Origin of the sequence: Sphingomonas sp. Leaf23 (assembly GCF_001421585.1) — a bacterium.
GTDB lineage: Bacteria > Pseudomonadota > Alphaproteobacteria > Sphingomonadales > Sphingomonadaceae > Sphingomonas.
On record NZ_LMKR01000007.1, the window covers coordinates 16987 to 41276 of the forward strand.

A 24290-nucleotide genomic window follows, 5' to 3' on the forward strand; every position below is an offset into this window, starting at 1 on the left:
CCTGCGCGGGGGTGACGCGTGAGGTGTGGCGACATGTCGACACCTCGACACGTCGCCATCCCGATCAGAACTTCGCCCGCACGCCGGCGATGAAGCGGCGCTCATAGATATTCTCGTTGAACACCTGATCCTGCCAAGTCAGGTAATAGCGCTCGGTCTCGCCGGTCAGGTTCGATGCCTGGCCGTACACGCTGAACTGCGGCGTGATGTCGTAGCTGATCGAGGCATCGAGATAATGGGTCGGCTCCTGATACTGGGCGAGGCCCTGGATACCGCCATAGTTGGACGAGGCGAGCCGCTTCGAGCGGAAGTTATAGGCGACGCGCGCCTGCAACCCGTATTTCTCGAACCACAAAGCCGCGTTCACCTGATGCTTGCTGTTGTCCTGGAACGGCATCTTGTTGCCCGCCAGGTCGACCTGCCCCGCATCGCCCAGCGACAGCGTGTAGTTGGCATCGACGCCGAACCCGCCGAGGAAGCCGTTCACCCCATAATCGGCCAGTGACTGGCGCGCCGATGCCTCGATCCCCTTCAGCGTGCCGCCTTCACCTTGTGCCAGCGTGTTGGTGATGACCGGGCGGCGGATCACGCCGTCATTGTCAGGGATGTCGGTGCGGGTCTCGGTCGTCGTCGTGATGAAGCTGTCGACCGAGATGTAGAACGCACCGACCGCGACCAGACTGGAGCGCCCGGTATAATATTCCAGGCTCGCCTCGGCATTGGTCGCGCGCCACGGGTTCAGGTTCGGGTTGCCGCGCGAATCCGCCGTCCGCGCCTCGAACCGGGCCGGGTTCACCTGCGTGTTGATCGCGTAATTGACGTTCAGGCCGCCGCCCCATTGCAGGAAGTCGAGGACCGTCATCGTCTTGGAGAAGGCGGCGCGGGCGCGCAGCTTGTCGGTCACGTCGAACGCGACGTTGAACGCGGGCAGGAAGTCGGTGAACTCGCGCTTCGTCACGACGTCGCCGGCATCGACCCCCGACACACCGTAAGGCTGCGGCGCGCCGACGATGTTCTGGCGCACGTTCAGGCGGGTGTTGACCACCTGCAACCCGCCATTGGCGCGGAACGGCATGCCCAGTAGCACGCCTTCGCCCGACACCTGGCCATAGCCCGAAATCTGGCTGACATTGACCGTGAAGCTGTCGGCCGGGTTCACCAGGTTCTGGCTGCCTGGATAGAATTTATTCTGCCACGCCTCGCTGTCGTCCATCGCGTGCGGGTCGAGCGCATAGAGCGCGGGCGCGCCGCCGGCGGGCAGGGCATATTGCTTGATGAGGCCGGCAAAGATCGGGTCGTTCGCCTGCCGGGTATAGCCCGCGGTATAGGCATTGCCCTGCGCATCGCGCACCGCGCACTTGTTGTCGTTCAGGTTGACGTCGAACGCCTTCCACTTGACCAGGCACCCGCCCGCCGGATTGGCGGCATTGTCGGTGTTGCCGGCATAGAAGGGCGAGACGCGATCGAACGTGAACTGGTCGACGCTGCGTTCGCCATAGCGTCCGCCGAACGCCAGCTTCACGCCATTGTCGGCGCTGTATTCGCCGTCGGCGCGCACCGCCCACAGGTCGCCATTCTGATACTGGTTGCCCTCCGACGAAATCGTCTTCAGGCCATAGCGCGACGGATCGGACGCCTGTGCCAGGAACGCGGGCGAGAAGCCGAACACCGGCGCGCCGCTCGAATAGTCGACGGTCGCGGTCTGGCTGTAGATCTGGTAACCGGTCGGATTGAACTGGCGGTCGCCGCCGACCGATGCCGGATAGTTGCCGACGCCGTTATACGCCCATTGCGTGCCGTTGGTCAGGCTGAACTGGGTGTAGGCCTGGTCGCGCTTGCGCGATGCCTTGCCATAGATCCCGCGGATCGTGCCCTTGAACTGGTCGCTCGGCTGCCAGTCGAGCTGGACATTGTAGTTCTGCGACTCGCTCTTGGTGCGGAAGGTTTCCGAATAGCTGTCGAAGCTGGGCAGGCTATAGGTATATTGCTGCACCGTGTTGACGTTGTAGCCGTTCACGACCGCGCCGGTATCGCGCGATTTCGTCGGCAGGAACGGTGACGACAGCCAGTCGACATTCTGGAACTGAAACCCGGCGGTGCGGTCATATTGCGTCTGGCGGGTGTAGAAACCGTCGGCGGTCAGCTTCAGTGCATCGTTGATCTCGAACTGCAGCGAGGCGTTGGCGCCGAAGCGTTCGCGGTTGGTGATGCGGTTCCACGCGGTGTGCGACTGCGGCGTGATGAACGCGTCATTGGCGTCGCCGTCGCCGTTCACGTCATAGCCGATGATCGTGCCCGCGCCGTTACGCACCGCACGCCCCCGGCTGACGCCGTTGTTGCCGGTCGCGAACGCGCCCTGGTTGGTCGCGCTGCCGGCTTCGGTGTTGAGCGCGACGCCATAGTCCTGGATGCCCCGGAAGCTGTTGCCGAGCGTCAGGTCGCTATAGGCCGCCGAAACCAGCACCCCGAACCGGTCGCCATGATAGGCGATCAGGCCGTTGGCCGACGGGCTCCACTTCTCGGTCTTGTCGCCATATTGCCCCTCGGCAGCGGCCGACAGTGTGAAGCCCTGCTTCAGGTCCATCGGCCGGCGGGTCAGCAGGTCGACGGTGCCCGACAGGCCCGCCTGTTGCAGCGATGCGGTCGGCGATTTGAACACCGTCGCGCCCGAGAACAGCTGCGACGGGATGTCGGTGAAGTTCGGCTGTACCGTCGTCACCGAATTGGCGCCGAGGAACTGTTCGCCGTTCATCAGGGTCGTGACCTGCGGCAGCCCGCGGATGTTGACCGCGCCGCCCTCGCCCGCCTCACGCCGGATTTGCACGCCGGGGATGCGTTGCAGCGAGTCGGAGATGGTGACGTCGGGCAGCTTGCCGATGTCCTGCGCGCTGATCGCCTCGACCACGCTGTCGGCATTGCGCTTGATCTCGACCGAGCGGGCCTGCGAGGCGCGGATGCCGGTAACGACGATGTCGTCGGCGGGTGCCTCGGCCTGATCGGCGGTGGCGGTGGGATCACTCTGGGCCAATGCCGGTGTGGCAAGCCCCAGGACGGACACTGCCCCGAGCAGCATCGAACGGACGATCGACGACGAACCGTGACGCATGAAAACCTCCCCATGCTGCGGTGGCGCGACGTGGCACCCCGCTTCTATTTAATAAAATTGATATTAAATAATTTCTCGCGTTGTCAAACGTTCAATCACCGCCCGGCAACCTTTTTGACGACGATTACATCGGCACTGTGTCTTTGCGGTCGATGCAACATGTCGATCATCCGACAGCTTGACCTGTCGGCATGTCGACACGTAGAAGCGCCGACATGCCGACCATCGCCATCATTTCGCAAAAGGGCGGCGCGGGGAAAACCACGCTCGCGCTGCATCTGGCCGCCGCTGCACAGGCTTCGGGCCGGGTCGCGCTGGTCGTCGATACCGATCCGCAGGCGACCGCCAGCCAATGGGCGGCGTGGCGGCAGGAAGCCCCGCCCGAGGTGATCGACAGCCCCCCGCCCCGCCTGGCCGCCAAGATCGCGGCGGCGAAGGAACAGGGCGCGGAGGTGATCGTGATCGACACGCCGCCGCACGCCGACAGCGCGGCGCGCGCGGCGGTGGAGGCGGCGGACCTGGTGCTGATCCCGTGCCGGCCCAGCGCCTTCGACCTGTCGGCGATCCAGACGACGGCGAAGCTGGTGCAGCTGCTGCGTCGCCCGGCCTTTGTCGTGTTCACCGCCGGCCCGCCCAATGCGCCGCGCATCTATCAGGAGGCGGGCGAGCTGGTCGATGGCTTCGGCACGCCGCCGTGCCCCGTGCTGCTGCCCGATCGCGCCGCCTACCGCCATGCCAGCGCCGAGGGGCGGACGGTCATGGAAAGCGAACCCGCCGGCAAGGCCGCCGAGGAAGTCCGCGAACTATACAAGTGGACATGTCGACAGCTCGACATGCCTGCCCCCCGCTTCAGAAAGGTCGCGTCATGAGCCGCAAGCCGTCCTTCGCCAATCTGCGCGACCGCACTCCCGCCCCGGCGGCAACTCCCGCGCCGACACCTGCCGCGCCCGTTGCGGCCGACACGAAAGGCCCGGCAAGCCGGCAGGGCCGCAAGCAGATCGCCGGCTTCTTCACCCCCGACATGTCGCTGGCGATGCACATGCTGGCCCGGCGACAGGACCGCAGCCTGCAGGCGCTGATGGCGGAGGCGTTCAACGATGTCCTTCGGAAATATGGCGAAAGTCCCATCGGCGATTGAGGCGTCGACCTGTCGGGTTGTCGACCTGTCGACGCGTCATGCGGTGGTGCGGCATATTTTGTCGGTGAACGACGCGTGCAAATGAACAAAAGTTAATGTGCGGCATGGACAATCCGGTCACCGGATTGCAAGAAACTGGCATGGACGTCTCCCGCGAACTTCTTGCCTATGCCATCATCGGCATCGTGTTGCTGATCGGCGGGCCTGCGCTCGGCGTCGTGCTGCACCGCCGCAAACGCCGCAAGCTGCGCCAGCGCGGGGTCAAGCGCTACGGCCACTGACGGACGTCGCGCGGGCTCCCCTTTCCTACATTGCGATACCGTGACAGGCTCGCCCGACGCTCTGTCCCATCGTCGGCACCCACCACGCCCCGCGCGCGCCGCTGCAAATAGCGCGCGAGTGTGAACTTAGTGACCTTTGGCGGTTTTCCGCCGTTTCTTGGGTGAGTGTCGGCCACGCCGATTGCCGCCCCGGACCCGATCGAAGCCTTCACAAACCCCGTCCATTCGCCGTGCCCCCGCGCAGGCGGGGCCCCGGGGCCAGGCAGAGCAGCGGCCGGCGCTCGGGACCCTAGACCCCCGCCTGCGCGGGGGCACGGCGAGCATGGTAAGTTTGCCCACCGGTCCCGCTCCACCGCCGCCCTATCCGACCGCCGCGAAATAATGATTGCCGCCGCTGTCTTCATGGCCGTCGATCAACCGCAATCCAGCCTCCTCCAGCAGCACGCGGTACCCCGCCTCGCCCAGCGACCGAGACTCCCGCCCGGTCAGCGTGTCGGTCCAGCGACAGGCAACCGACGGCGCGCTGAACAGGAACCGCCCACCCGGCCGCAACGCCTGCGCGACCCGGCCGATCACCACCGCCTGCGTCGCCGGCGGCAGCAGGAACAACAGCCCGATCGCCACCGCGCCATCGAAGCGTTGCCCGAAATAGTCGCTCGCCTCCGCCGTCTCGCACGCCGCCGGTGCACCGGGCAGCGCGCGGCGGAACGCGGCGAGCAGGGTCGGGGAGGGGTCGATGCCCGACACCGCAAACCCCGCCCCGGCCAGCACCAGCGCGACCGGACGTCCGCTGCCGCACCCGATATCGACCACGCTACCCCCCGGCGGCAGGTCCACCGCCCAGCGGCGCACGACGTCCACGCCCACATCGCTGCGGATCGCGGCGAACCGCCCGGCAACCGCCTCCCAGCCATGGGTAGGGTCGTTCATCGACGTTCCGACAGGTAGAGGTGTCGACATGTCGGATGGTTAAGATGTCGCGTTGGCATGATGGTCCGACCGGCCGCCCAGACACCACCGTGCCCCCGCGCAGGCGGGGGCCCATGGCCAAGCAGAACAGCGGCCTCCGCTCGGGACTCTGGCCCCCCGCCTGCGCGGGGGTACGGCGTGGGTACCGGGCGGGACGAAGCAGCTATCGTGCGAACAGATCGCATCGGCCGGGGGCGGCAAGGCTGCTTCCCCGCCAACTCCGGACGCTCGCCACCTACGTCGACCGCTCGACCTGTCGACATGTCGATCACGCTGGCACCGTCAGCCGGAACCGCGTCTCGCCGGTGTCGAGCAGCACCAATTCCCCGCCATGCGCGCGGGCGATGCGGCGGGCCAGCGTCAGGCCGATGCCCGATCCGCCGGCCTTGTCGGTGTGGAAGGGGCGAAAGATCCGCGCGCGGTCGGCGGCGGCGATGCCGGGGCCGCTGTCGGCGACCTCGATCGTCAGCCGCGCGCCGCCGGTGATCGACAGCGTGACGCTGGGCGGGGTGGGGGGCGGGGCGGGGGCGGTCAGCGCGGCCTCGGCACCGTTCTGCAGCAGTGCCCACACCGCCTGCACGACTTGTCCCCGGTCGAGGGTCGCGGTGCCGTCCGCGCGCACCGCCAGCGCGACCGTTTCGCCGAAGCGCCCGGCGAACAGCCGCGCCAGATCATCGGCCAGTTCGTCCAGCGCGACCGGGGCGACCACCGGATCGGGCAGCCGCGCCAGCGCGCGATAGGCGCGGGTAAAGCCCTCCAGCCCCTCCGCCCGGCGGGCCAGCGTGGCAAGGATATCGCCCAGCATCGCATCGCCCTGTGCCGCCGCCGTCACCGCGCTGTCGGCCAGCGACACGATCGGCGACAGGCCGTTCAGCAGTTCGTGGCCGAGAATATCGATCATCTCGTCCTGCGCGCGCTCCTGCGCGGCATGTTCCTCGGCATCGACATCGATCAGCGCGGCAAGGCGGTGCGCGTCGCCCAGCGTCACCGCATCGATCCGCCAGCGCCGCCCGGCATGGCGCAGATGGTGCCGGGCGGGATCGGTGAGGGCGGCGGGCGGCGCGGGGATGCGGTCGTCGGCGACGAACAGCGCGCGGGCGGCGCGGTTGATCGCGCGGACCCGATCGCCCTCGATCCGCAGCAGCGGGACCGGCACCTGGTCGAGCAGCGCGGCGATCGGCCCGTCGCTCGCCCGCGCAAGGGTCGGGGCAGGGGCGACGCCCCGCCGCGCCGCGATCCAGCAGCCGAGCGCCAGCGCCCACGCAACCACGCCGCCCGCGCCGAGCAATGTACCCCACATCCCCGCCTGCGCAGCGGCCAGAGCAGCGGCCCCGCCGGCGGTGAGGAGGACGCCCGACCCGAACGCGGCAAGGGTGCGGCGACGCTCGGGGGTCAGCATGGTCGGCGGCTCGATACGGGTGACAGCGCCGGCAGGGCCGATTGCTCCAAGCCCCCTCGTACCCCGGCGAAGGAACGACCGACCCGCCCGGCCTCCATCGTACCCCCGCGCAGGCGGGGGGCCAGGGTCCTGAACGCAGGGGATTCCTTGGGGATCTGAATCCCCGCCTGCGCGGGGATACGGGACGGGGATGGTCGGGCCCGACCGCCCCACCTCCGAAGCCGGCCTCCCCTACAACCCATGGCGCGCCATCCGGCGGTACAGCGCGCCCCGGCTCAGACCCAGCGCGGCCGCCGCGTGGCTGACATTGTGGCGATGTTCGCGCAGCGCCGCCTCGATCACCGCGCGCTCGTTCTCGTCGAGGTCGAAGCGGGCGGCGGGGCTTTCTGCCACCGCCACGACGGGATCGGGGGCGAGCAGCGCCGCATCGATCGTATCGCCCTCGCCCAGCAGGATTGCGCGCTCGACCGCCGCGCCCAGCCCCCGCACCTCGTCCGCCCATGGCCCCGACAGGATGCGCGCTTCCGCCGCCGGCGTGAAACGGGGTATTGGCCGGGCATAGCGCACCGCCGCGATCCGCGCGAAATGGCGCGCGAGCAGCAGCGCGTCGCCCGCCCGCGTCGCCAGCGGCGGCACCGCGATCTCGACGGTGGCGATGCGGCGGGCGAGCGCGGGCAAAATGCCGGCCGCGCTGTCGGCGATGGCGATGCAGCGCGTCGCGGGCGCGATCCGCGCGAGCAGCCGGGCCTGCGCCACCTCCCCCAACCGGTCGGGATGGCGCAGCAGGAAGGTCGGCGCGGGATTGTCGAGCAGCCCCCACGCCGCATCGTCGCGCAGGTCGATCACCGGCATCGCCGTCGCCGCATGGGGCGATGCGGCGTGGAGCGCGGCGGCGGCCAGCCCGCGTCCCGATCCCGCCGGGCCGGTGACGACCACCCCGGCTTCGGTCGGGCCGATCCGCCGGATCAGCGCGCGCAGCCGCTCGATCACGGGGCTGTCGCCCAGCAGCCGGGCGGGTTCCGCCGCGACCGGGGCGGTCGCGGTCACCGCGCGTGGCGCGGCGGCGGCGGCGATGCGGGCGAGCAGGTCGGCGTTGCGCCACGGCTTCATGATGAAGTCGCGCGCGCCGGCGCGCATCGCCTCTACCGCGATCCGCACCCCGCTATGCGCGGTGATGACCACCACGGCAGCCCCCGGATCGTCGGATAGGATGCGCGCCAGCAGCGCCAGCCCCTCTGCCCCGTCGGTGCGGTTCGCGGCGTAGTTCATATCGAGCAGGATCACGTCGTAGCGCGTGGCGGCAAGGCGCGACAGCGCCTCCTCCGGTCCGGACGCGCAGTCGATCCGGTGCCGGCCGAGCCGCAGCGCCAGCGCGATCGATTCGGCGATGCTGGCATTGTCGTCGATCAGCAGCACCGACAGGCCGCTTGACGCTGCCGGCGACTGTCCATTTCCGGACAGGCTGTCCACGACCGGACGGTCACCCGGCGGACAGTCGGTGGAATATGGCGATAGTTCAGACACTTAGGATTTTCCGCCCCGATCGGTGACACTGGGTCCATGATGACCGAAGCGACACAGGGCGCAAGCACCACCGAAACACCCCCCGGCGCGGCGATGGACAAGCGCATCGCGCGGCCCCGTCGTGCATGGTGGCAACGGCGCGTGACGTGGATCGTGGTCGCGGCGGTGCTGGCGGCGGTGGCGCTGTGGCGCTGGCTGCCCGCCGCCGGATCGACCGATATCGCCGCCAGCGCGATCGAGACGGGCGAGGTCACGCGCGGGGCGTTCGACGATTACCTGCCGGTGCGCGCCACCGTCGCGCCGCGGCTGACCACGCTGGTCGGGGTGCTGTCGGGCGGGCAGGTCGAACAATTGCTGGTGCAGGACGGGGCGATGGTCGCCGCCGGCCAGCCACTCGCCACGCTCGCCAATCCCGAACTGCGGTTGGACGTGCTGACCCGCGAGGCGGCGATCGCCAGCCAGCTGGGCAGCATCGCCGGCGAAGGGCTGGGGATCGAGCGCAGCCGGCTCGACCGCTCGGCACAGGTGTCGCAGGCGGAATATGATCTTATCAAGGCGCGGCGCGACCTGGCGATCCGCCAGCAGCTGTTCGACAAGGGGATCGTGACCGAGGCCGGGGTCGCGGGCTATCGCGCCGAGGCGGAGTATCAGGCGCGGCGCCTGGCGCAGCTGCGCGCCGGGGCGGGGACCGAGGCGCGGATCACCGCGACGCAGGGGCAGCGCCTGGCGGACACGCAGGCACGGCTGTCGGGCAACCTTGCGGCGGTGCGCGGCGGGCTGTCGGCGCTGACCATTCGCGCGCCGGCGGCCGGGCGGCTGACCAACTTCACGTTGCAACCCGGCCAGACGCTGAAACCCGGCGATCCGGCGGGGCAGGTCGACAGCGAAGGGTCGTGGAAGCTGACCGCCGATGTCGACGAATATTATCTCGGCCGCGTGGCGGTGGGGCAGAAGGCACGCGCGGAAGGCGCGACCCTGACCGTCAGCAAAGTGCTGCCCGCCGTGAAGGAAGGGCGGTTCCGGGTGGAACTGACCTTCGACACCACGCCCGCGAACCTCAACCGGGGCCAGACCCTCGACATCCGCATCACGCTGGGTGCCGCGTCGAAGGCGGTGGTGGCCCCGGTCGGCGGGTGGCTGGCGGTGGACAATGGCGCGTTCGCCTTCGTCGTCGATGCCGATGGCACCCATGCCACGCGCCGCCCGGTGAAGGTCGGCCGCCGCAATCCGGAAGCGGTCGAGATCCTGTCGGGGCTGAACCCCGGCGACCGCATCGTCACCACCAATTTGTCGTCCGTGAAGGGCGACGCCATCAACATCCGATAAGGGGGGAAGCCCATGATCCGGTTAGAGAATATCCAGCGCCGCTATGTTTCCGACGAAGTGGAGACGACCGCGCTGGCCGACATCAACCTGGCGGTCGAGGCGGGCGAATTCGTCGCGATCATGGGGCCGTCGGGCTGCGGCAAGTCGACGTTGCTCAACACGCTCGGCACCGTCGACCGCCCGACCGGGGGCAAGTACCTGTTCGGCGCGCAGGACCTCGCGACGATGGGCGAGAGCGAACTGGCCAAGTTCCGCGGATCGACGCTCGGCTTCGTGTTCCAGAGCTTCAACCTGATCGACGAGCTGACGATCGAGGAGAATGTGGCGCTGGGCCTCGCCTATCGCGGCGATGTCGGCGCCAGCAGCGGAGGGCGCAAGGGACGGGTGGCGGCGGCGATGGACAAGGTCGGCATCGCCCACCGCGCCCGTCATTTCCCGCACCAGCTGTCGGGCGGGCAGCAGCAGCGCGCCGCCATCGCCCGCGCGATCGTCGGCGATCCGAAGCTGATCCTGGCCGACGAACCGACCGGCAACCTCGACACCGCCAATGGCGAGCAGGTGATGAACATCCTGATGGGCCTGAACGGCGAAGGCGCGACGATCGTGATGGTCACACACTCGCCCGCGCATGCCGACATGGCGAAGCGGCGGATCGACATGCTCGATGGGCGGATCGTCGCCAGCGCCATGCGGGCGATGTGAGCTTTCCCGTGGTCCGCCCCCAACCCGTACGTACCCCCGCGCAGGCGGGGGGCCAGGGCCACGAACCCAGTCTTCCCCATTTCCTCTTCGGAGACCTCCCCATGAAACTCCTCCCTCTCGCGCTGCTCGCCACCCTCCTGCCGACCCCGGCCATGGCGCAGGACGTCCGCAGCTTCGCCGCCGCCGGGTTCGACCGCATCGCCGTGCAGGGCTGCGATCATGTCGCCATCACCTTCGGCGCAGGGTTCTCCGTCCGGGCACAGGGGCAGGCCGGGTCGCTCGCCGCGATCGGCGTCGCAGTGCGCGGTCGGGTGCTGACGCTGCTGCGTGCGAAGGGCACCTGCGACAGCCGCGCGGGCAAGCCCGCCGCGACCATCGCCATCACCCTGCCACGGCTGCAGGCGATCGAGGCGAGCGGCACCGGATCGGTACGCATCGCCGCGCTGAACAGTCCGACCTTTGCCGCAACGATGCGCGGTACCGTCGGCCTGACCATCGACGGCCTGCGATCGGATCGCGCGGTCGTCACCCTGTCGGGGACGGGCACGGCAAAGCTGAACGGCGTGCAGGCCGCCCGGCTGTCGCTGGACCTGAGCGGCACCGGCACGATCACCGCCGCCGGCCGGGCCGATGCGCTGGCGATCGCGGCCAGCGGGACGGGCAATGTCGACACGTCGACAATTCGAACGCAGGCGCTGTCGATCCGCGCCAGCGGCACCGGATCGGTGCGCGCCGCCGTCGACGGCCCGGCGGGGATCGACGCCAGCGGCATCGCGCGCGTGACCGTTACCGGCCGTCCGGCCTGTTCGGTGAGCAAGAGCGGCATGGCCCGCGTCACCTGCGGCTGACACGGGAAAGAGGGGACACGCCATGAACCGCTTCGCTTTGCTGTCGCTCTATCGCTCGCTTGTGCGCCACAAGCTCTATGCCGCGCTCAACATCGGCGGCCTCGCGGTCGGGATCGCGGTGTTCCTGATCCTCGGCCTCTATGTCCGGTACGAGACCAGCTATGAAAAATGGCTGCCCGATCACGACAAGGTCTATGTCGTGCAGACGGTGTGGACCATGCCCGACAGCCCGGCGGACGGTGCCTATGCAACGACGATGGGTGGCCTGCTAGACCAGATGCATGAGGATTTTCCGGGCGTCGTCGGCACGCGGATCAGTGGTGGGCAGGGGGCCGGCTCCATCCTGATGAACGGCCGCGCGACCAAGGTCGATGCGGGACAGGTCGATGCGGCGTTCTTCGACGTCTTTCCCCTGCCGATGGTCGCGGGCAATGCGGCGACTGCGCTGGCACAACCGGGCAATGTCGCGATCGACCAGAAGACCGCGCGCGCCTATTTCGGTACCCGCGATCCGATCGGGCAGACATTGGTCGTGTCGATGGACAAGGTGCGGACATACCGCGTCGCCGCCGTGTTCCGCGACCTGCCCGACAACAGCGACCTGAAGCTGTCGGTATTGATGCCGATCACGCAGGATATGGCGAGCCGATACTGGTATCATTGGGGCAGCGCGTCGCTGTCCACCTTCCTGCGGTTCGACACCCCTGCTGCCGCGCGTGCGTTCGAAGGCAAGCTGACCGCGTTCGTCGACCGGCGCGGCAAGGAACTGAGCGACGGCAGTGGCAAGCCATCGGATTTCCAACATCTGCAACTCCTGCCTCTGACCGACCTGCACCTTGAACCGCAGGGGCAGGACAGCAGCAGCGCGAAGACGACCGTCGTCACGCTGGGGCTGGTGGGTGTGCTGACGCTGCTGATCGCGGTGGTCAATTACGTGAACCTCGCCACCGCCCGCGCCGGCCTGCGCGCCCGTGAAGTCGCGATGCGCAAGGTTCTGGGCGCCGACCGTGCCACGCTGGTGCGCCAGTTTCTGGGGGAGGCGGTGCTGACCGTCGCCATCGCGGCGCTGTTCGGGCTGATCCTTGCCGAACTGGGGCTGCCATTGGTCAATGCGGCGGGCGGGTTGTCGTTGACGATGCCCTATGCGCAGGTAGTGCCGGCGCTGGCGGTGCTGACGGTGGTCGTCGGCATGGCTGCGGGGATATATCCGGCGATCCTGCTGTCGCGCTTTCCCGCCGCTTCGGTGCTGGCATCGGCGCGCTCGCCCGGTGGCGGACGGGCGGGGGCGCGGGTGCGCGAGGCGCTGGTGATCGGGCAGTTCGGCCTTGCCATCGCCTTCATGATCGGGACCGCGGTACTGGTTGCGCAGACGCGGCACGTCCGCGCTGCCGACCTGGGGTTCCAGCGCGATGGGCTGCTGCTGGTGACGTCGGGTACCGACCCGGCGGTGCCGGCGGCGCGCAAGCCTGCCATCCTCACCGCTATCCGCGCGCTGCCGCAGGTGAAGGACGCCACGATCGCCAATGCGACGCCCGGCGGCAGCGGCGAGGGCAACAATACCAACGTGCCGTTGCCCGGCGTCGCCGGATCGGGACCATCGCTGACGTGGGTACGGGTCAGCCCGCGCTTCTTCGAAACGCATGGCGCGCGGCTGATCGCCGGGCGGTGGTTCGACGACGCGCATGGCGCGGACGACATCACCGGGCGCAAGCCGACCAATCCGACCAACATCGTCATCAACCGCCGGGCACTGACCCCGCTGCGCTTCGCATCGGCACAGGATGCGATCGGCAAGACGGTGGGCGGCGACCGGCCGCGCACAATCATCGGCGTGGTCGACGACCTGCGCTTCGACACGCCGCGCAGCCCGGTCTCGCCGACCTATTACCTGTATTACCGTTCGCCGGAGGCGATCGAAACCTCGGTCATCGCGATCCGGGTAAGCGGCGACCCGCGCACCGCGCTGACGGCGGTGCGCGACCTGTGGCAGCGGATGGTGCCGCAGGTACCGTTCGCCGGACAGACCGCCGACGAACGCCTCGCCGACTTCTACGAAGCCGACGACCGTGCGACGCGGCTGTTCGGGATCGGCGCGGGGCTTGCCGTGCTGATCGGCTGCGTCGGGCTGTGGGGCCTCGCCTCGTTCAACACCGCGCGGCGGACGCGGGAGATCGGCATCCGCAAGACGCTGGGCGCGTCGTCGGGGGATATCGTGAAGCTGCTGGTCGGGCAGTTCCTGCGCCCTGTGCTGATCGCGAACCTCGTCGCCTGGCCGCTGGCGTTCCTTGCGATGCGCACCTGGCTGGCCGGGTTCGAGGATGCGATCGCGCTGTCGCCGCTGTTCTTTATCGGGGCCAGCGTGGTGGCGGTGGCGGTCGCGGTGCTGACCGTGCTCGGCCAGTCGCTGCGCGCCAGTCGGGCGGCCCCGGCCTGGGCGCTGCGGCACGATTAAGGGGGGTGGGGCGTGGTTGGTGGCCACGCCCACCTTTTATCCGTAGCATGATCGCGGTGATGCTGGTTGCCCTTTCCCGGTGGGAGCCGGTTATCGGCAAAGAATCGATACAGCGCGGTTGGAGGTCATGATCTGCTGGCCGACTGTCACGCCGGCCCGGGTACCCCACCGGACAGCCGTAACAGGTACCGGAATCCACATTGGATCACAGCGGCCAATCACGATTTTCCAAGGTTCAGGAGGCACACATCACGCTGTGTTCAGCAAGGGTAAGCTGCTGATATACAACAGATATGATCCCGTCATACGGAGGTAGGCACGATCGGTACGACATCCTACGCCGTATGACGCCTGAATAGCGCGAAAACGACCTTGTGCTGCGTCGCATGACCGTCTTTCTATCGGCTCCGTATCGTGTCACCGCCGCTCGTTCGGATGGCGGGCATCGCAACCGGGAGCAGCAGCATGAACAATCCCTCAACCCTGACGGCCATCGTCACGCCGATCGACGCGGCATGAGCGCCGCCCCTCGCAAGCCGATGATCTCGGTGACCATGAGCTGGGAGGATCGCGAGATCTTCGAGGCGGAATCACAGCGGGCGGGCGAGCATCTCACCGCGACGATGCTGCGCCTCGCCAAGCTCGGTCTGGCACAACAGGGAGTAACGCCGGCAGCCGCCTTGCCGCACGGCCTGACGGGCGGCGAGCCGGTGCCGCGGTTGCCGGCAAATACCGCTGCGATCCCGTCCACCGATCTTTTCGCAACGGCATCTCCCGCCACGGCCGTCACCGCCCCGCTTCGCCCGCGTGACGAACCGATCGTCGGCAGTGCCATTCCGCGCCGTCATGACCGGTCGGCGGAACTACCGTGGTGGATGCCGATACCCGCAACAGCAGCCCCGGTCGGTTCGGACCGGGCGCGATGGGCGGGGGTCGGTGTCCTATCGACCTTGCTGGCGCTAATGCTCATCCCCGCCAACGGCGTGGCCGCGGCGGCGGTCAGCCAGGTGGCGCTCGGCACGCCCGGCGATGGTATCGCCGCCTCCAACCTGTTGTTCGAACGGTACAGCAAGCGGGCAGGGCCGTTGCGCCACTGGAATTCCACCGCACGGGTGGCCGACAACGCTGCCCGGGTGAAGGCCTGCGTTGACCGCGCCGACCGGTTCGCCGACTATCGGCGGCTGACGACGTGTGAGATTTTCGTCTCGGGGCGCAAGCGCGCGATCGAGATCGGGCAGGGTATCGTCGACTGATGCTGACCCCGGCCGTCGTCCGTTCCGCATCGGGTGCCGCCAGCTACTATGCCGCCGACAATTACTACACCGACGGACAGGCCGCCGAGGCCAGTCTGTGGGCGGGACAGGGGGCCGAGGCGCTGGGACTGGACGGACCGGTCGGGCATCAGCAGTTCGAGGCGATACTGGCAGGCAGACTGCCGGATGGCGAAACCATTCCGGCGGGTGCCAACGGCAAGCACCGCGCCGGCCTCGACTTCACCTTTTCCGCGCCCAAATCGATGTCGCTGCTGGCCTATGTCGGTGGCGATGTCCGGCTGCTCGATGCGCACATGGCGGCGGTGCGGACGACGCTTGGATGGATGGAGGCGAACCTCGCCGAAACGCGGGTCAGTCGCGACGGCCGGCAGGAGGTGGTGAGAAGCGGCAATCTGGTCGTCGCACTGTTCCAGCACGACACCAGTCGCGCACTCGACCCGCAGGCCCATATTCATGCGATCATCGCCAATGCGACCAAGGCACCCGATGGTAGCTGGCGGGCGCTGCACAACGATGCGCTATGGGCAGGCTATACCGCTGCCGCATCGGTCTACAACGCGACGTTGCGCGCAGCCGTCGAGCAGCTCGGCTATGGGACCGAGCGCGTCGCGAAGCACGGCCAGTTCGAGATAACTGGCGTGCCCCGCGATGTGATCGAGCAGTTCTCGATCCGTTCGGCGGAAATCGACGCCGGCATGGCAGCGATGCAGCATCGCACGCCCGAGGCACGCTCGGCGGTGACGCTCGGCACGCGGGCAGCCAAACCGGCCGAAATCGACCGCGATGTACTACGCGCGGAATGGGGTGAGCGGGCGCGGGGAGCAGGTATCGATCTGCCGGCGATGGTGGCGGTCGCACAGAGAAATGGTCCGGGCCGGGCAACGGCGTGGGAACGTCTCGTTCGGGGGGCGGGCGGCATCGCGGCACAGGGGATCGCGCTGGCGGAGAAGCTGGGCATCCGGATCGGTCCCGGCCCCGATCCGCTGGTGCCCGAGCGTGCCGGACGCCTGCGTCCCGACGTCTTCGTCGCGGCACATGCCGTGGCAAGCGCCATCCGCCATCTCGGCGAACGCGAGGCGGCGTTTCCGGCGCGCGATGTGCTCAAGACCGCGCTCGACATGGGTGCGCCGGTCGCGGTCACCGCAGTCGAGCAGCGCATCGCCTTGCTGGCGACACGCGGGTTGCTGATCGCCGGCAACGACGGGCTGATGATGACAACGACCCAGGCGCTGAGCATCGAGCGCAACATCGTCGCGGGCGTTCACGCCGGTCGTGATGCCGTGCCTGCGATCATCGCCGTGAAGGATGGCGAGCCACGCATCCAGCAGGCGGCGCTCGAGGCGATGAACCGCAGGCTCAACAAGGGGCAGCTGGCGGCGGCGGCGACCATCCTGACCACCCGCGACCGCGTCGTCGCGGTGCAGGGTGTGGCGGGCGCGGGCAAGTCCTCGATGCTGAAACCCGTCGTCGCGATCGCGACATCCGAAGGGCGGCAGGTGATCGGCCTTGCCGTCCAGAACAGCGTCGCCCGCCGGCTCGGGGCCGATACCGGTGTCGATACGCGCACGATCGCGTCGTTCCTGCGCGACCATGAATTCCGGACGGGTACGTCGCTGCGTGGCGCGGTACTGATCGTCGACGAAGCGTCGATGATCGACAATCGCACGATGGAACGCCTGATTGACGTCGCGCAGGCGCACGCCGTCGACCGGCTCGTACTGGTCGGCGACCGCAAGCAGCTGGGTGCGGTGCAGGCGGGCAAGCCGTTCGACGTCATCCTGCGCATCGGCAGCCTCACCGCAGTCATGGACGAGAATGTCCGCGCGACGACACCGCGCATGCGCGACATCCATGCCGCCGCACAGGCCGGCGACGTGCCCGCGCTGATGCAATTGCTTAAACCCGACACCATCGAGGCACCGGGCACCGCTGCCGCGGTCGTCGCCGACCGCTGGATGGCGTTGTCGATGCAGGACCGTGAACGCACCGGCATCTATGCATCGGGCAGACAGTTGCGCGCCGCGATCAACGGCGAAGTCCAGCAGCGGCGGATGGCCGCGGGTGAGCTTGGGCGCACCCCTGCCAGATTCGGCGTGCTGTCGCCGGTACATCTGACCCGCGAGGAGCAGCGGCTACCTGAGCATTATTCGCGTGATCGTATTGTGGAGTTCAGCCGTGGTGTGGTCGCACAAGGGATCCGCCCCGGCTTCGCGGTGGTGACGGGTGTGACGGGCAACGCCGTCACCCTGCGCCGCCCCGATGGGCGGCACGAGCAATTTCGCCCGGCAAGGCTGGCCGCCAACCGCGTCGACGATTTCGTGCGGGTGTACGAGCGGCAGGACATTACCCTGTACGCCGGCGATCCGGTACGCTGGACCGCCAACGACCCTAGGCGGGGTCTGGTCAATGCCGATACCGCCCGGCTGCTGCGGATCGCTCCTGACGCGCTGACCATCATGACTTCGGATGGGCGCGAGTTTCGCCTGGAGCGCGGCGATCCGATGCTCAAGCGGCTCGACCTCGCCTATGCGACCAGCACCCATGCTGCGCAGGGGGCGACCAGCGATCTGGGTATCGTCGCGGCGGACAGTCGCGAGGGCAAACTTATTACCACCAGCCTGTTGCGGGTGCTGGCCACCCGCATGCGCGAGGGGGTGACGCTGGTCGTCGACGATGGCCGACGACTGGAAAAGGTAGCGGGCAGGCAAGCGGGCGAGAAAACGGCGGCAAGCGATGTGCCGGGGCAGGGGAGTGCCCAGGACTCAACCGAAGCACCGATCCGGCTGCCGGACCCGCCGTCGCGCGACGCGGAGGCGATTGGCGCCTATGCGCGGGCCTTCATCGCCGTCGAAACGGCTCGCGGTAACCGCGAATGGCCCGATCGCGCCGACGTGCGCGCGATGCATGCCGGCGCCGACATGCTCGAACTGCTGCGGCGGGGCGGGGCCGAGGATGTGCGTGTCATAATTGATCGGACCCCCGACCTTGCCCGTGAGATCGCGACTGGCGGGACGGAGCGGGCGTGGCGCGCCTGGGTTGAGGAGGGACGGGTGCGGGGCGGCGGCGGTCCCGATCATGCCGCCCGCTTCGTCGCCGACTGGCGTGCCGCCGCGGCCGACCGCGCCGCCGCGGTCGGTCAGGAGGCGACCGGTCAGGCGGAACGCAAGATGGCGCGGCTGATCGAGCGGATGGAGCAGCAGCCTGCGCTTGAGCGGGCGCTGGAGAAGCAGGTTCCAGAGCGACAGCTCGCGATCGATCTTTCGGGAATGAGCCGCACCCGTGACATAGGACTTGGTTTGTGACCGGATATTGCGTCGGAGCGGCAGGATGGACCGGTTCATGTTACTGTTCGCGTCTGGCCCGCTGGAGATAGACCATGTTTTCCGGAAAGGACGATCTGCGCGGCGTGGCAAGCAGTCGCGTGCGTCGGCCCTACAAGCTGTTCGAAGCGCTCCTCGACGATGCTTTGGGCGACAGGGTTCGGGCGGACGGAGCATGCGGGGTTGATCTGTGGTGTGCCATTGCCGGCGTGACGTGGCAGGGACCTGGCGGCCAGGAAGTTCGTTATTCCTTTCGGCAGGCAGGCGATGTCGTGGCGTGGATTCGTGAGGAAGCTGACGGCTTCGACTGGTATTGCAGCGGTGAATCCGGAAACGTCGCCGATTGGATCGCGCGGATATTGCGACAGTCGGGATGGGCACCGCTGCCGTCGCCAAATGTCGGGCTGGCGCAGGAGGGTGATGCGCAACAGGATCGGCCGATCTAACCTCTCGGCCTCTATTGAGCCGAACCCACGCTATAAAGGGCTGCCCTTCTGCCTCGCCGCAGACTGACAGCCTTCTATGCCAGAAGATCATTGGCCACGATGATGGTGTGGGGGATGGCCCGCCGGTCAGTGACGGACGTTCGTAACGGGGATTGCGACCTCCACCTGCACTAGCGCGGCATCCGTGGTGTAAAGCTCGGCACCCAACTCTATCGCCAGCGCGAGGCAGGCGCGATCGCCCAGCGACAGCCCAAGCGGACGCGTGGCCGGGCGCAGGTCGCCGATCGTCATCGCCTGTGCCGTCGACAGGGGCCGGACGTCGAGGTGCAGCCCGCCCAGCACTTCCTGCACTTCGGCCAGCGTCAGGCCATGTTCACGCAGCTTCGACACCACCTCGCCCAAATTGGTTGCGCCGATCACTGACCGGGTCAGGACGGTTGCGACCCGATCCGCGCCAGGCTCTTCATTCAGCAGGCAGAGCAGGGCGGACGCATCGAGTACGATCCGATTACTCACGTTCCGCCTCGGCACGACGATCCGCGATCAGCTCGTCCGACAGGCTCGCGCCTTCGGGTATGTACCGGCGAAGAATAGACCGTGCATTTTCGAGTGCCTTGTTGATCGAGCGTACCCGCAGCTCGCCGTGGTCGATATCGACCATGACGGTATCTCCGGCGCTGATACCCAGTTCGCGACGCATTGCCGCCGGTATCACCAGCTTGCCCCCTTCGACGATACGAACCCGTTGCGCTTCCATGACCCTGATCCTCAATGGGTACGAACAGCATTATTGGTACCAAAATCGAATAGGGGTGTCACCCTACCATCTAATCTGCATAATAAGGGTATACCCTGACAACGCACCACACTGGAACACCCGCAACCGTTCGATCAGGGTCATTCGCAGCGATATTGAACAGTTCGTGCAAAGGGTCTAGAACCTGATCGAACAGAAAGGGGGCTGCGATGGCCTTGTTCGGCTATGCCCGCGTGTCGAGCGACGATCAGGACCTGCGCGTGCAGGAAGCCGCCCTGCGCGCGGCGGGGTGTCAGGCGATCCGGTCGGAAAAGAAATCGGCGACCGGCCGCACCGGGCGCAGCGAGTTGCAGATCCTGCTCGACTTCCTGCGCGACGGCGACACGCTGGTCGTTACCCGGATCGACCGGCTCGCGCGGTCGATGAAGGATCTGCAGGATATCGTGCATGAGTTGAAGGGGCGGGGCGTGGCGCTGAAGGCCACCGAGCAGCCGATCGATACCGGCACGGCGGCGGGCAAGGCGTTTCTCGACATGCTGGGTGTATTCGCCGAGTTCGAGACGAACCTGCGCCGCGAACGCCAGGCAGAGGGGATCGCGGCGGCCAAGGCGCGCGGCGTCTACAAGGGCGGCAAGCCGCGCATCGACCCGGAAGCGGTACGGACGCTGGCGGCACAAGGGGTGCGCCCGGCGCATATCGCGCGCGAGCTGGGAATTTCGCGCGGCACGGTCTACCGGTTTTTGCCGGGGGCGGAGGGCGCAGGTTCGCTACCGTCGCCTGCGCGGGAATGACGAACCCTGGCCGATCCTATCCCGCCAACCGCGCAGCATCCGCCTGTCCCTGCCTGGGCAGCGGGCCCGGTCGGCCGAGCAGATAGCCCTGCGCCTCGTCGCACCCCTGTTCGCGCAGGAAGGCGAGCTGTTCGGGCGTCTCCACCCCTTCGGCGAGGACGGGAATGTTCAGGCTCTCGCCCAGCGTCAGCACCGCGCGGACGATCGCCGCCGCTTGCGGCGCGCCGTTCAGTTCGGCCATGAACGACCGGTCGAGCTTGATCTTGTCGAACGGGAACGACCGGAGCGTCGACAGCGACGAATAGCCGGTGCCGAAATCGTCCATCGCCACCGACACGCCGATCGCCTTCAGCTGGCGCAGGATGTGGATCGTGCGCACCGGATCGGTGATCATCGCGGTTTCGGTGATCTCCAGTTCAAGCCGCGCGGGCGACAGGCCGGTGTCGAGCAGCACCTGCTGCACCAGGCGGGGCAGGTCGACATGGCCGAGCTGCACCGGCGACAGGTTGACCGCGATGCGATGCGGTTCGGCCCAGCTGGCCGCCGTGGCACAGGCGGTGCGCAGCACCCATTCGCCGATTGGCAGGATCAGCCCGGATTGCTCGGCCAGCGGGATGAAGTTGGCCGGCGACACGCTGCTGCCATCGGCGCGGGTCCAGCGCAGCAGCGCTTCGTACCCGATGACGGCGCCGGTCCCGACCGATTCCTGCACCTGCCAATGGAGCGCGAATTCGCCATGGTCGATCGCGGTGCGCAATTCCTGCACCATCTGCCGGCGCAGCCGCACCGTCTTGTCCATTTCCTCTTCGTAGAAGCACGCATCGACCGTGATCGACGCCTTGGCGCGGTACATCGCCAGGTCGGCATTGTTGATGAGCGTCGATATTTCGGTGGCGTCGCGCGGCCATAGCGCCACGCCGACGCTCATCCCGCACTGCGCCTCGATCCCGCTGGGGTCGACGAGGACCGGCGCGCCGATCGCATCGCGCAGCCTGTCGATCAGCTGTGCGGCATCGTCGGGTTCGGCAACCGGCAGCACCGCGACGAATTCATCCCCGCCCAAGCGCGCGACGAACTCGCCGGGCAGCAACGCGGCCTTCATCCGTTCGCCGATCCGGGTCAGCATCCGGTCGCCGGCGGCATGGCCGTGCATGTCGTTCACTTCCTTGAACCGGTCGAGATCGATCGACAGCAGCGCGACCGCGCGGTGTGCGCTGTCGGGGCCGGTCTGGCGCGTCAGCCATTCGAGGAACGAGGTACGGTTGGGCAGCCCGGTCAGACTGTCGTTGCGCGCCAGATGGGCGATGCGGCGTTCCTGCGCGATGCGCGCGCGCAGGTCGCGGATCGAATAGATGGTCTGCGGACAGGCGCGCCGCTGGTCGAAACGGATCGTGATCTCGACCGGGATGTCGCTGCCGTCGTGCGCGTGCAGCGTCAGCTGGGCGATGCGGTCGGGATCGGCGGTGGCGATGTCGGGAATCCAGCGCGCCAGCGGCTGTCCGATCACCGCCGCGTCGCCACCGACCAGCGCGGTAAAGGCGGCGTTGACCGCCAGCACCGTGCCGCCCTGCACGATCACCATGCCGTCGACGTTACTCTCCAGCAGCTCGCGCAGGCGGCGGCGGGTATCGGCGCGCGCCTGTGCGTCAAGGATATAGGTGGCCAGGCCCGTGCCGACGACCAATGTCCCGACCCCGGCGACCGCGATCGCCATCACGATCGTCGCGGTGCTCGATCCCGTTTCGCCGGCGACGGGGGCAAAGGGGGTGACGACCATCGCCGCCATGCCGGTGAAGTGCAGCAGCACGATGCTGGCGACCATCCATCCGCTGGCCCACCACGGCCCGGCAAAGCGCCCGGTACTGCGCGCGCGATCGAACGCCAGCGCGCCCAGCGCCACCGCGAACAGCACCGACATCACGACATGCCCCTGCGACCAGCGCACCATGCCGTGCGCGACGAACGCCTGCATGCCGACATAGTGCATCACGCTGACCGTCACGCCGAACACCGCGCCGCCGACCGCCGCCATCGGGAGCCAGCGGCGGGTGGCGAGGTGCAGCGCGCCCGCACTGCCGAAGATGGCGAGCAGCAGCGAGATACCGGTCAGCCGTGGTTCGTAGGCGACCTCGACGCCGGGCTGATAGGCGATCATCGCGATGAAATGGGTGCACCAGATCGTCGCCCCGGTCGCCGCCCCGCCCAGGAACACCCACGCGATGCGCGTGCCGCGTTCGGCATGGCGGATACGGTCGAGCAGTCGGATCGTAATCAGCGATCCGACAAGGCAGAACCATGCGGCAAGTCCGACCAGGGCCAGGTCATGTTCTTCGGTCAGGCAGGTGATGAAACGCATACGGCGGACTCCATTCGTCCGGCCGTTACGCTTACGTTTCTAAACGAAATGTTATTTTCTTGCGATAGCGGTATCAGGGGTACGATCTGGTACAAATCCGCCATGTCGCGGAACATCCTGCCGCGTGGTCGAATATCGATATGATTTCTGCAAATCCTCTCATGGTCAGTTGCTTGCCGGGCGGTGCCGGATGCGCCGGCACGCCAAAGTTCACAAAGTTCACACTCGCCACGTTTTTGTGTGCCGTGCGGTTCCGGGCCTGTCCCCGGTGCGGGACGGGGCGGGGGCAGAGGGATGCGGAACGACAGTGATGGGGGCGTGGCGTGTAGGAAAGCGGTTTGTCAGCGCAGCCCGAGCGCGCGGTCATGGTCCTGTCCCGGCCCCAGGATGCGATGCACGAAAATCCGATCGGGGAGCGCGGAATACAGGATGCCATAGCCTTTCCACGATCGCCGGCGGATTCCGTCGCGTTCGTAGCGGGGCACCAGCGGGAATGCGTGGGGCAGGTCGGCCAGCCCCGCGATGATCTTCCGCAGTTCGGCGACGAAGGTCGCGGCGCGTGGCGGATTATCCTGTGCGATGAAGCGGCCGATGGCGGTCAGGTCGGCATGGGCACGGGTCGACAGGACAACCCGTGTCACGCAGGGCGCCCGTCGGCAGCCACGTCGGCCAGCACCGCATCGCAGGCGGTGTCGAGATCGACGCCGCCACCGGCGCGCATCTCGACCAGGCTGTCGGCGATCGATGCGTCCAGATCGCGCAGCCAGCGTGCCTCGTCCTCGATGGCATGCTGATCGCGGCGGATCAGGTCGCGGACATAATCGCTGGCGCTGGCATATTGGCCGCTGTCGATCCGGGCCTGCACCTGGGCACGCAAGGGGTCAGGGAGCGAGATGTTCATCGATGCCATGGGAGCCTCCGGGTGGAGTATGGCAAAGATTGTCATCGGGTGAAAGGGTGGCCGTTCGCAGACGACGATGCAGCAATCATCATTGGACGCTTTATCAACTGTTGATAAGCGTTTAGGCTGCCACGCTTAAGGAGAATGGCGATGATCAGCGCGGATCTGGGAAAGCAGCTGGAAGGGTTCGTGGCGAAGCTGGTCGCGGAGGGGCGCTATAATTCGAAGAGCGAGGTGCTGCGCGAAGGGGTCAGGCTGATCCAGGACCGTGAGGCGCGCCTGGCCGCGCTCGATGCGTCGATCGCCCGCGGGATCGCCGATGCCGATGCGGGGCGGACGACGCCCGCCACGGAGGTGTTTGACCGGCTCGAAGCGAAATATGCCGCCATGGTCGACCGGCCCGCATGATCGTTCGCTTCGCCGATGAGGCCGAGCGCGACCTGGAGGAGATTGGCGATCATATCGCGATCGACGATCCCGGCGCGGCGCTTCGCTTCGTGCGTGTGTTGCGCGATCGCTGCCTGGCCCTGGCCGAGTTTCCGAACCGCTTTCCCGTGGTCGAACGCTATGCAGCGGCGGGACTGCGCCGCTGTCTCCACGGCAATTACCTGATCTTCTATCGGGTGGAGGAGGATGCGGTCGTCATCGTCCATGTGCTGCATGGCGCGCGGGATTATCCGGAAATCCTCGGTAACTAACA

General features: G+C 67.7%; 22 protein-coding genes. 13 read left to right on the top strand and 9 right to left on the bottom strand.

What is annotated here, in order from left to right:
• Positions 1-64: 64 nt before the first annotated feature.
• Entirely contained in the window at positions 65-3106 is a 3042-nt protein-coding gene (locus tag ASE67_RS16910) for a TonB-dependent receptor (RefSeq protein WP_055764048.1), read from the bottom strand.
• Between the two features lie 215 nt (positions 3107-3321).
• On the opposite strand from ASE67_RS16910, the gene parA reads away from it, so the two are divergent.
• The 3 genes from parA to ASE67_RS18335 all read left to right on the top strand — a co-directional run bounded on the left by parA (position 3322) and on the right by ASE67_RS18335 (position 4525).
• Positions 3322-3975 (top strand): ParA family partition ATPase, encoded by a 654-nt coding sequence (gene parA / locus ASE67_RS16915; RefSeq protein ID WP_055764050.1) that lies wholly within the window; start codon positions 3322-3324, stop codon positions 3973-3975.
• Entirely contained in the window at positions 3972-4244 is a 273-nt protein-coding gene (locus ASE67_RS16920) for a ribbon-helix-helix domain-containing protein (RefSeq protein WP_055764052.1), read from the top strand. The genes parA and ASE67_RS16920 overlap by 4 nt, the downstream gene beginning before the upstream one ends.
• 104 nt (positions 4245-4348) lie before the next feature.
• The gene (locus ASE67_RS18335) at positions 4349-4525 is read left to right on the top strand and encodes a hypothetical protein (RefSeq protein WP_156348687.1); all 177 of its coding nucleotides are present in this window, start codon (positions 4349-4351) and stop codon (positions 4523-4525) included.
• Between the two features lie 360 nt (positions 4526-4885).
• On the opposite strand, the gene ASE67_RS16925 is transcribed toward ASE67_RS18335, so the two are convergent.
• The 3 genes from ASE67_RS16925 to ASE67_RS16935 all read right to left on the bottom strand — a co-directional run bounded on the left by ASE67_RS16925 (position 4886) and on the right by ASE67_RS16935 (position 8363).
• Positions 4886-5455: a class I SAM-dependent methyltransferase gene (locus ASE67_RS16925; protein ID WP_055764054.1), complete on the bottom strand. Its 570-nt coding sequence runs from the start codon at positions 5453-5455 to the stop codon at positions 4886-4888.
• Between the two features lie 307 nt (positions 5456-5762).
• Positions 5763-6893 carry a sensor histidine kinase gene (locus tag ASE67_RS16930; RefSeq protein WP_055764056.1) on the bottom strand — a complete coding sequence of 377 codons (1131 nt, stop codon included), beginning with the start codon at positions 6891-6893 and terminating at the stop codon, positions 5763-5765.
• Positions 6894-7124: 231 nt separating this feature from the next.
• Positions 7125-8363: a sigma-54-dependent transcriptional regulator gene (locus ASE67_RS16935; protein ID WP_235511976.1), complete on the bottom strand. Its 1239-nt coding sequence runs from the start codon at positions 8361-8363 to the stop codon at positions 7125-7127.
• A gap of 93 nt (positions 8364-8456) precedes the next feature.
• On the opposite strand from ASE67_RS16935, the gene ASE67_RS16940 reads away from it, so the two are divergent.
• The 7 genes from ASE67_RS16940 (at position 8457) to ASE67_RS16970 (ending at position 18785) form a co-directional block, all read left to right on the top strand.
• Entirely contained in the window at positions 8457-9743 is a 1287-nt protein-coding gene (locus tag ASE67_RS16940) for an efflux RND transporter periplasmic adaptor subunit (protein ID WP_235511977.1), read from the top strand.
• Positions 9744-9755: 12 nt separating this feature from the next.
• A complete protein-coding gene (locus tag ASE67_RS16945) occupies positions 9756-10445 on the top strand; it encodes an ABC transporter ATP-binding protein (protein ID WP_055764059.1) in 690 nt (229 codons plus the stop codon).
• Positions 10446-10546: 101 nt separating this feature from the next.
• Positions 10547-11293 carry a GIN domain-containing protein gene (locus ASE67_RS16950; RefSeq protein WP_055764061.1) on the top strand — a complete coding sequence of 249 codons (747 nt, stop codon included), beginning with the start codon at positions 10547-10549 and terminating at the stop codon, positions 11291-11293.
• 22 nt (positions 11294-11315) lie between these two features.
• Positions 11316-13745, top strand: a complete 2430-nt coding sequence (locus ASE67_RS16955; protein WP_055764063.1) for an ABC transporter permease — start codon at positions 11316-11318, stop codon at positions 13743-13745.
• 515 nt (positions 13746-14260) lie between these two features.
• On the top strand, positions 14261-14998 hold the full coding sequence (locus ASE67_RS16960; protein WP_156348688.1) for a hypothetical protein: 738 nt from the start codon (positions 14261-14263) through the stop codon (positions 14996-14998).
• Positions 14998-18321 carry a MobF family relaxase gene (gene mobF, locus ASE67_RS16965; RefSeq protein WP_055764067.1) on the top strand — a complete coding sequence of 1108 codons (3324 nt, stop codon included), beginning with the start codon at positions 14998-15000 and terminating at the stop codon, positions 18319-18321. The genes ASE67_RS16960 and mobF overlap by 1 nt, the downstream gene beginning before the upstream one ends.
• A 74-nt stretch (positions 18322-18395) precedes the next feature.
• Entirely contained in the window at positions 18396-18785 is a 390-nt protein-coding gene (locus tag ASE67_RS16970) for a hypothetical protein (protein WP_200922251.1), read from the top strand.
• Positions 18786-18911: 126 nt separating this feature from the next.
• On the opposite strand, the gene ASE67_RS16975 is transcribed toward ASE67_RS16970, so the two are convergent.
• On the bottom strand, positions 18912-19301 hold the full coding sequence (locus ASE67_RS16975; RefSeq protein ID WP_055764069.1) for a type II toxin-antitoxin system VapC family toxin: 390 nt from the start codon (positions 19299-19301) through the stop codon (positions 18912-18914).
• On the bottom strand, positions 19294-19542 hold the full coding sequence (locus ASE67_RS16980) for an AbrB/MazE/SpoVT family DNA-binding domain-containing protein (protein ID WP_055764071.1): 249 nt from the start codon (positions 19540-19542) through the stop codon (positions 19294-19296). The genes ASE67_RS16975 and ASE67_RS16980 overlap by 8 nt, the downstream gene beginning before the upstream one ends.
• Positions 19543-19751: 209 nt before the next feature.
• Here ASE67_RS16980 and ASE67_RS16985 point away from each other — a divergent pair, with 209 nt between their 5' ends.
• Positions 19752-20333 carry a recombinase family protein gene (locus tag ASE67_RS16985; protein ID WP_055764072.1) on the top strand — a complete coding sequence of 194 codons (582 nt, stop codon included), beginning with the start codon at positions 19752-19754 and terminating at the stop codon, positions 20331-20333.
• A gap of 16 nt (positions 20334-20349) precedes the next feature.
• On the opposite strand, the gene ASE67_RS16990 is transcribed toward ASE67_RS16985, so the two are convergent.
• The 3 genes from ASE67_RS16990 to ASE67_RS17000 all read right to left on the bottom strand — a co-directional run bounded on the left by ASE67_RS16990 (position 20350) and on the right by ASE67_RS17000 (position 23599).
• Positions 20350-22689 carry a bifunctional diguanylate cyclase/phosphodiesterase gene (locus tag ASE67_RS16990; RefSeq protein WP_055764074.1) on the bottom strand — a complete coding sequence of 780 codons (2340 nt, stop codon included), beginning with the start codon at positions 22687-22689 and terminating at the stop codon, positions 20350-20352.
• A 341-nt stretch (positions 22690-23030) separates the two neighbouring features.
• Entirely contained in the window at positions 23031-23330 is a 300-nt protein-coding gene (locus ASE67_RS16995) for a type II toxin-antitoxin system RelE/ParE family toxin (protein ID WP_055764076.1), read from the bottom strand.
• Positions 23327-23599: a ribbon-helix-helix domain-containing protein gene (locus tag ASE67_RS17000; RefSeq protein ID WP_055764078.1), complete on the bottom strand. Its 273-nt coding sequence runs from the start codon at positions 23597-23599 to the stop codon at positions 23327-23329. The genes ASE67_RS16995 and ASE67_RS17000 overlap by 4 nt, the downstream gene beginning before the upstream one ends.
• Positions 23600-23740: 141 nt before the next feature.
• Here ASE67_RS17000 and ASE67_RS17005 point away from each other — a divergent pair, with 141 nt between their 5' ends.
• Together ASE67_RS17005 and ASE67_RS17010 are read left to right on the top strand one after the other, a co-directional pair.
• On the top strand, positions 23741-23998 hold the full coding sequence (locus ASE67_RS17005; RefSeq protein ID WP_055764190.1) for a type II toxin-antitoxin system ParD family antitoxin: 258 nt from the start codon (positions 23741-23743) through the stop codon (positions 23996-23998).
• Positions 23995-24288: a type II toxin-antitoxin system RelE/ParE family toxin gene (locus tag ASE67_RS17010; protein WP_055764080.1), complete on the top strand. Its 294-nt coding sequence runs from the start codon at positions 23995-23997 to the stop codon at positions 24286-24288. The genes ASE67_RS17005 and ASE67_RS17010 overlap by 4 nt, the downstream gene beginning before the upstream one ends.
• Positions 24289-24290: the final 2 nt, after the last annotated feature.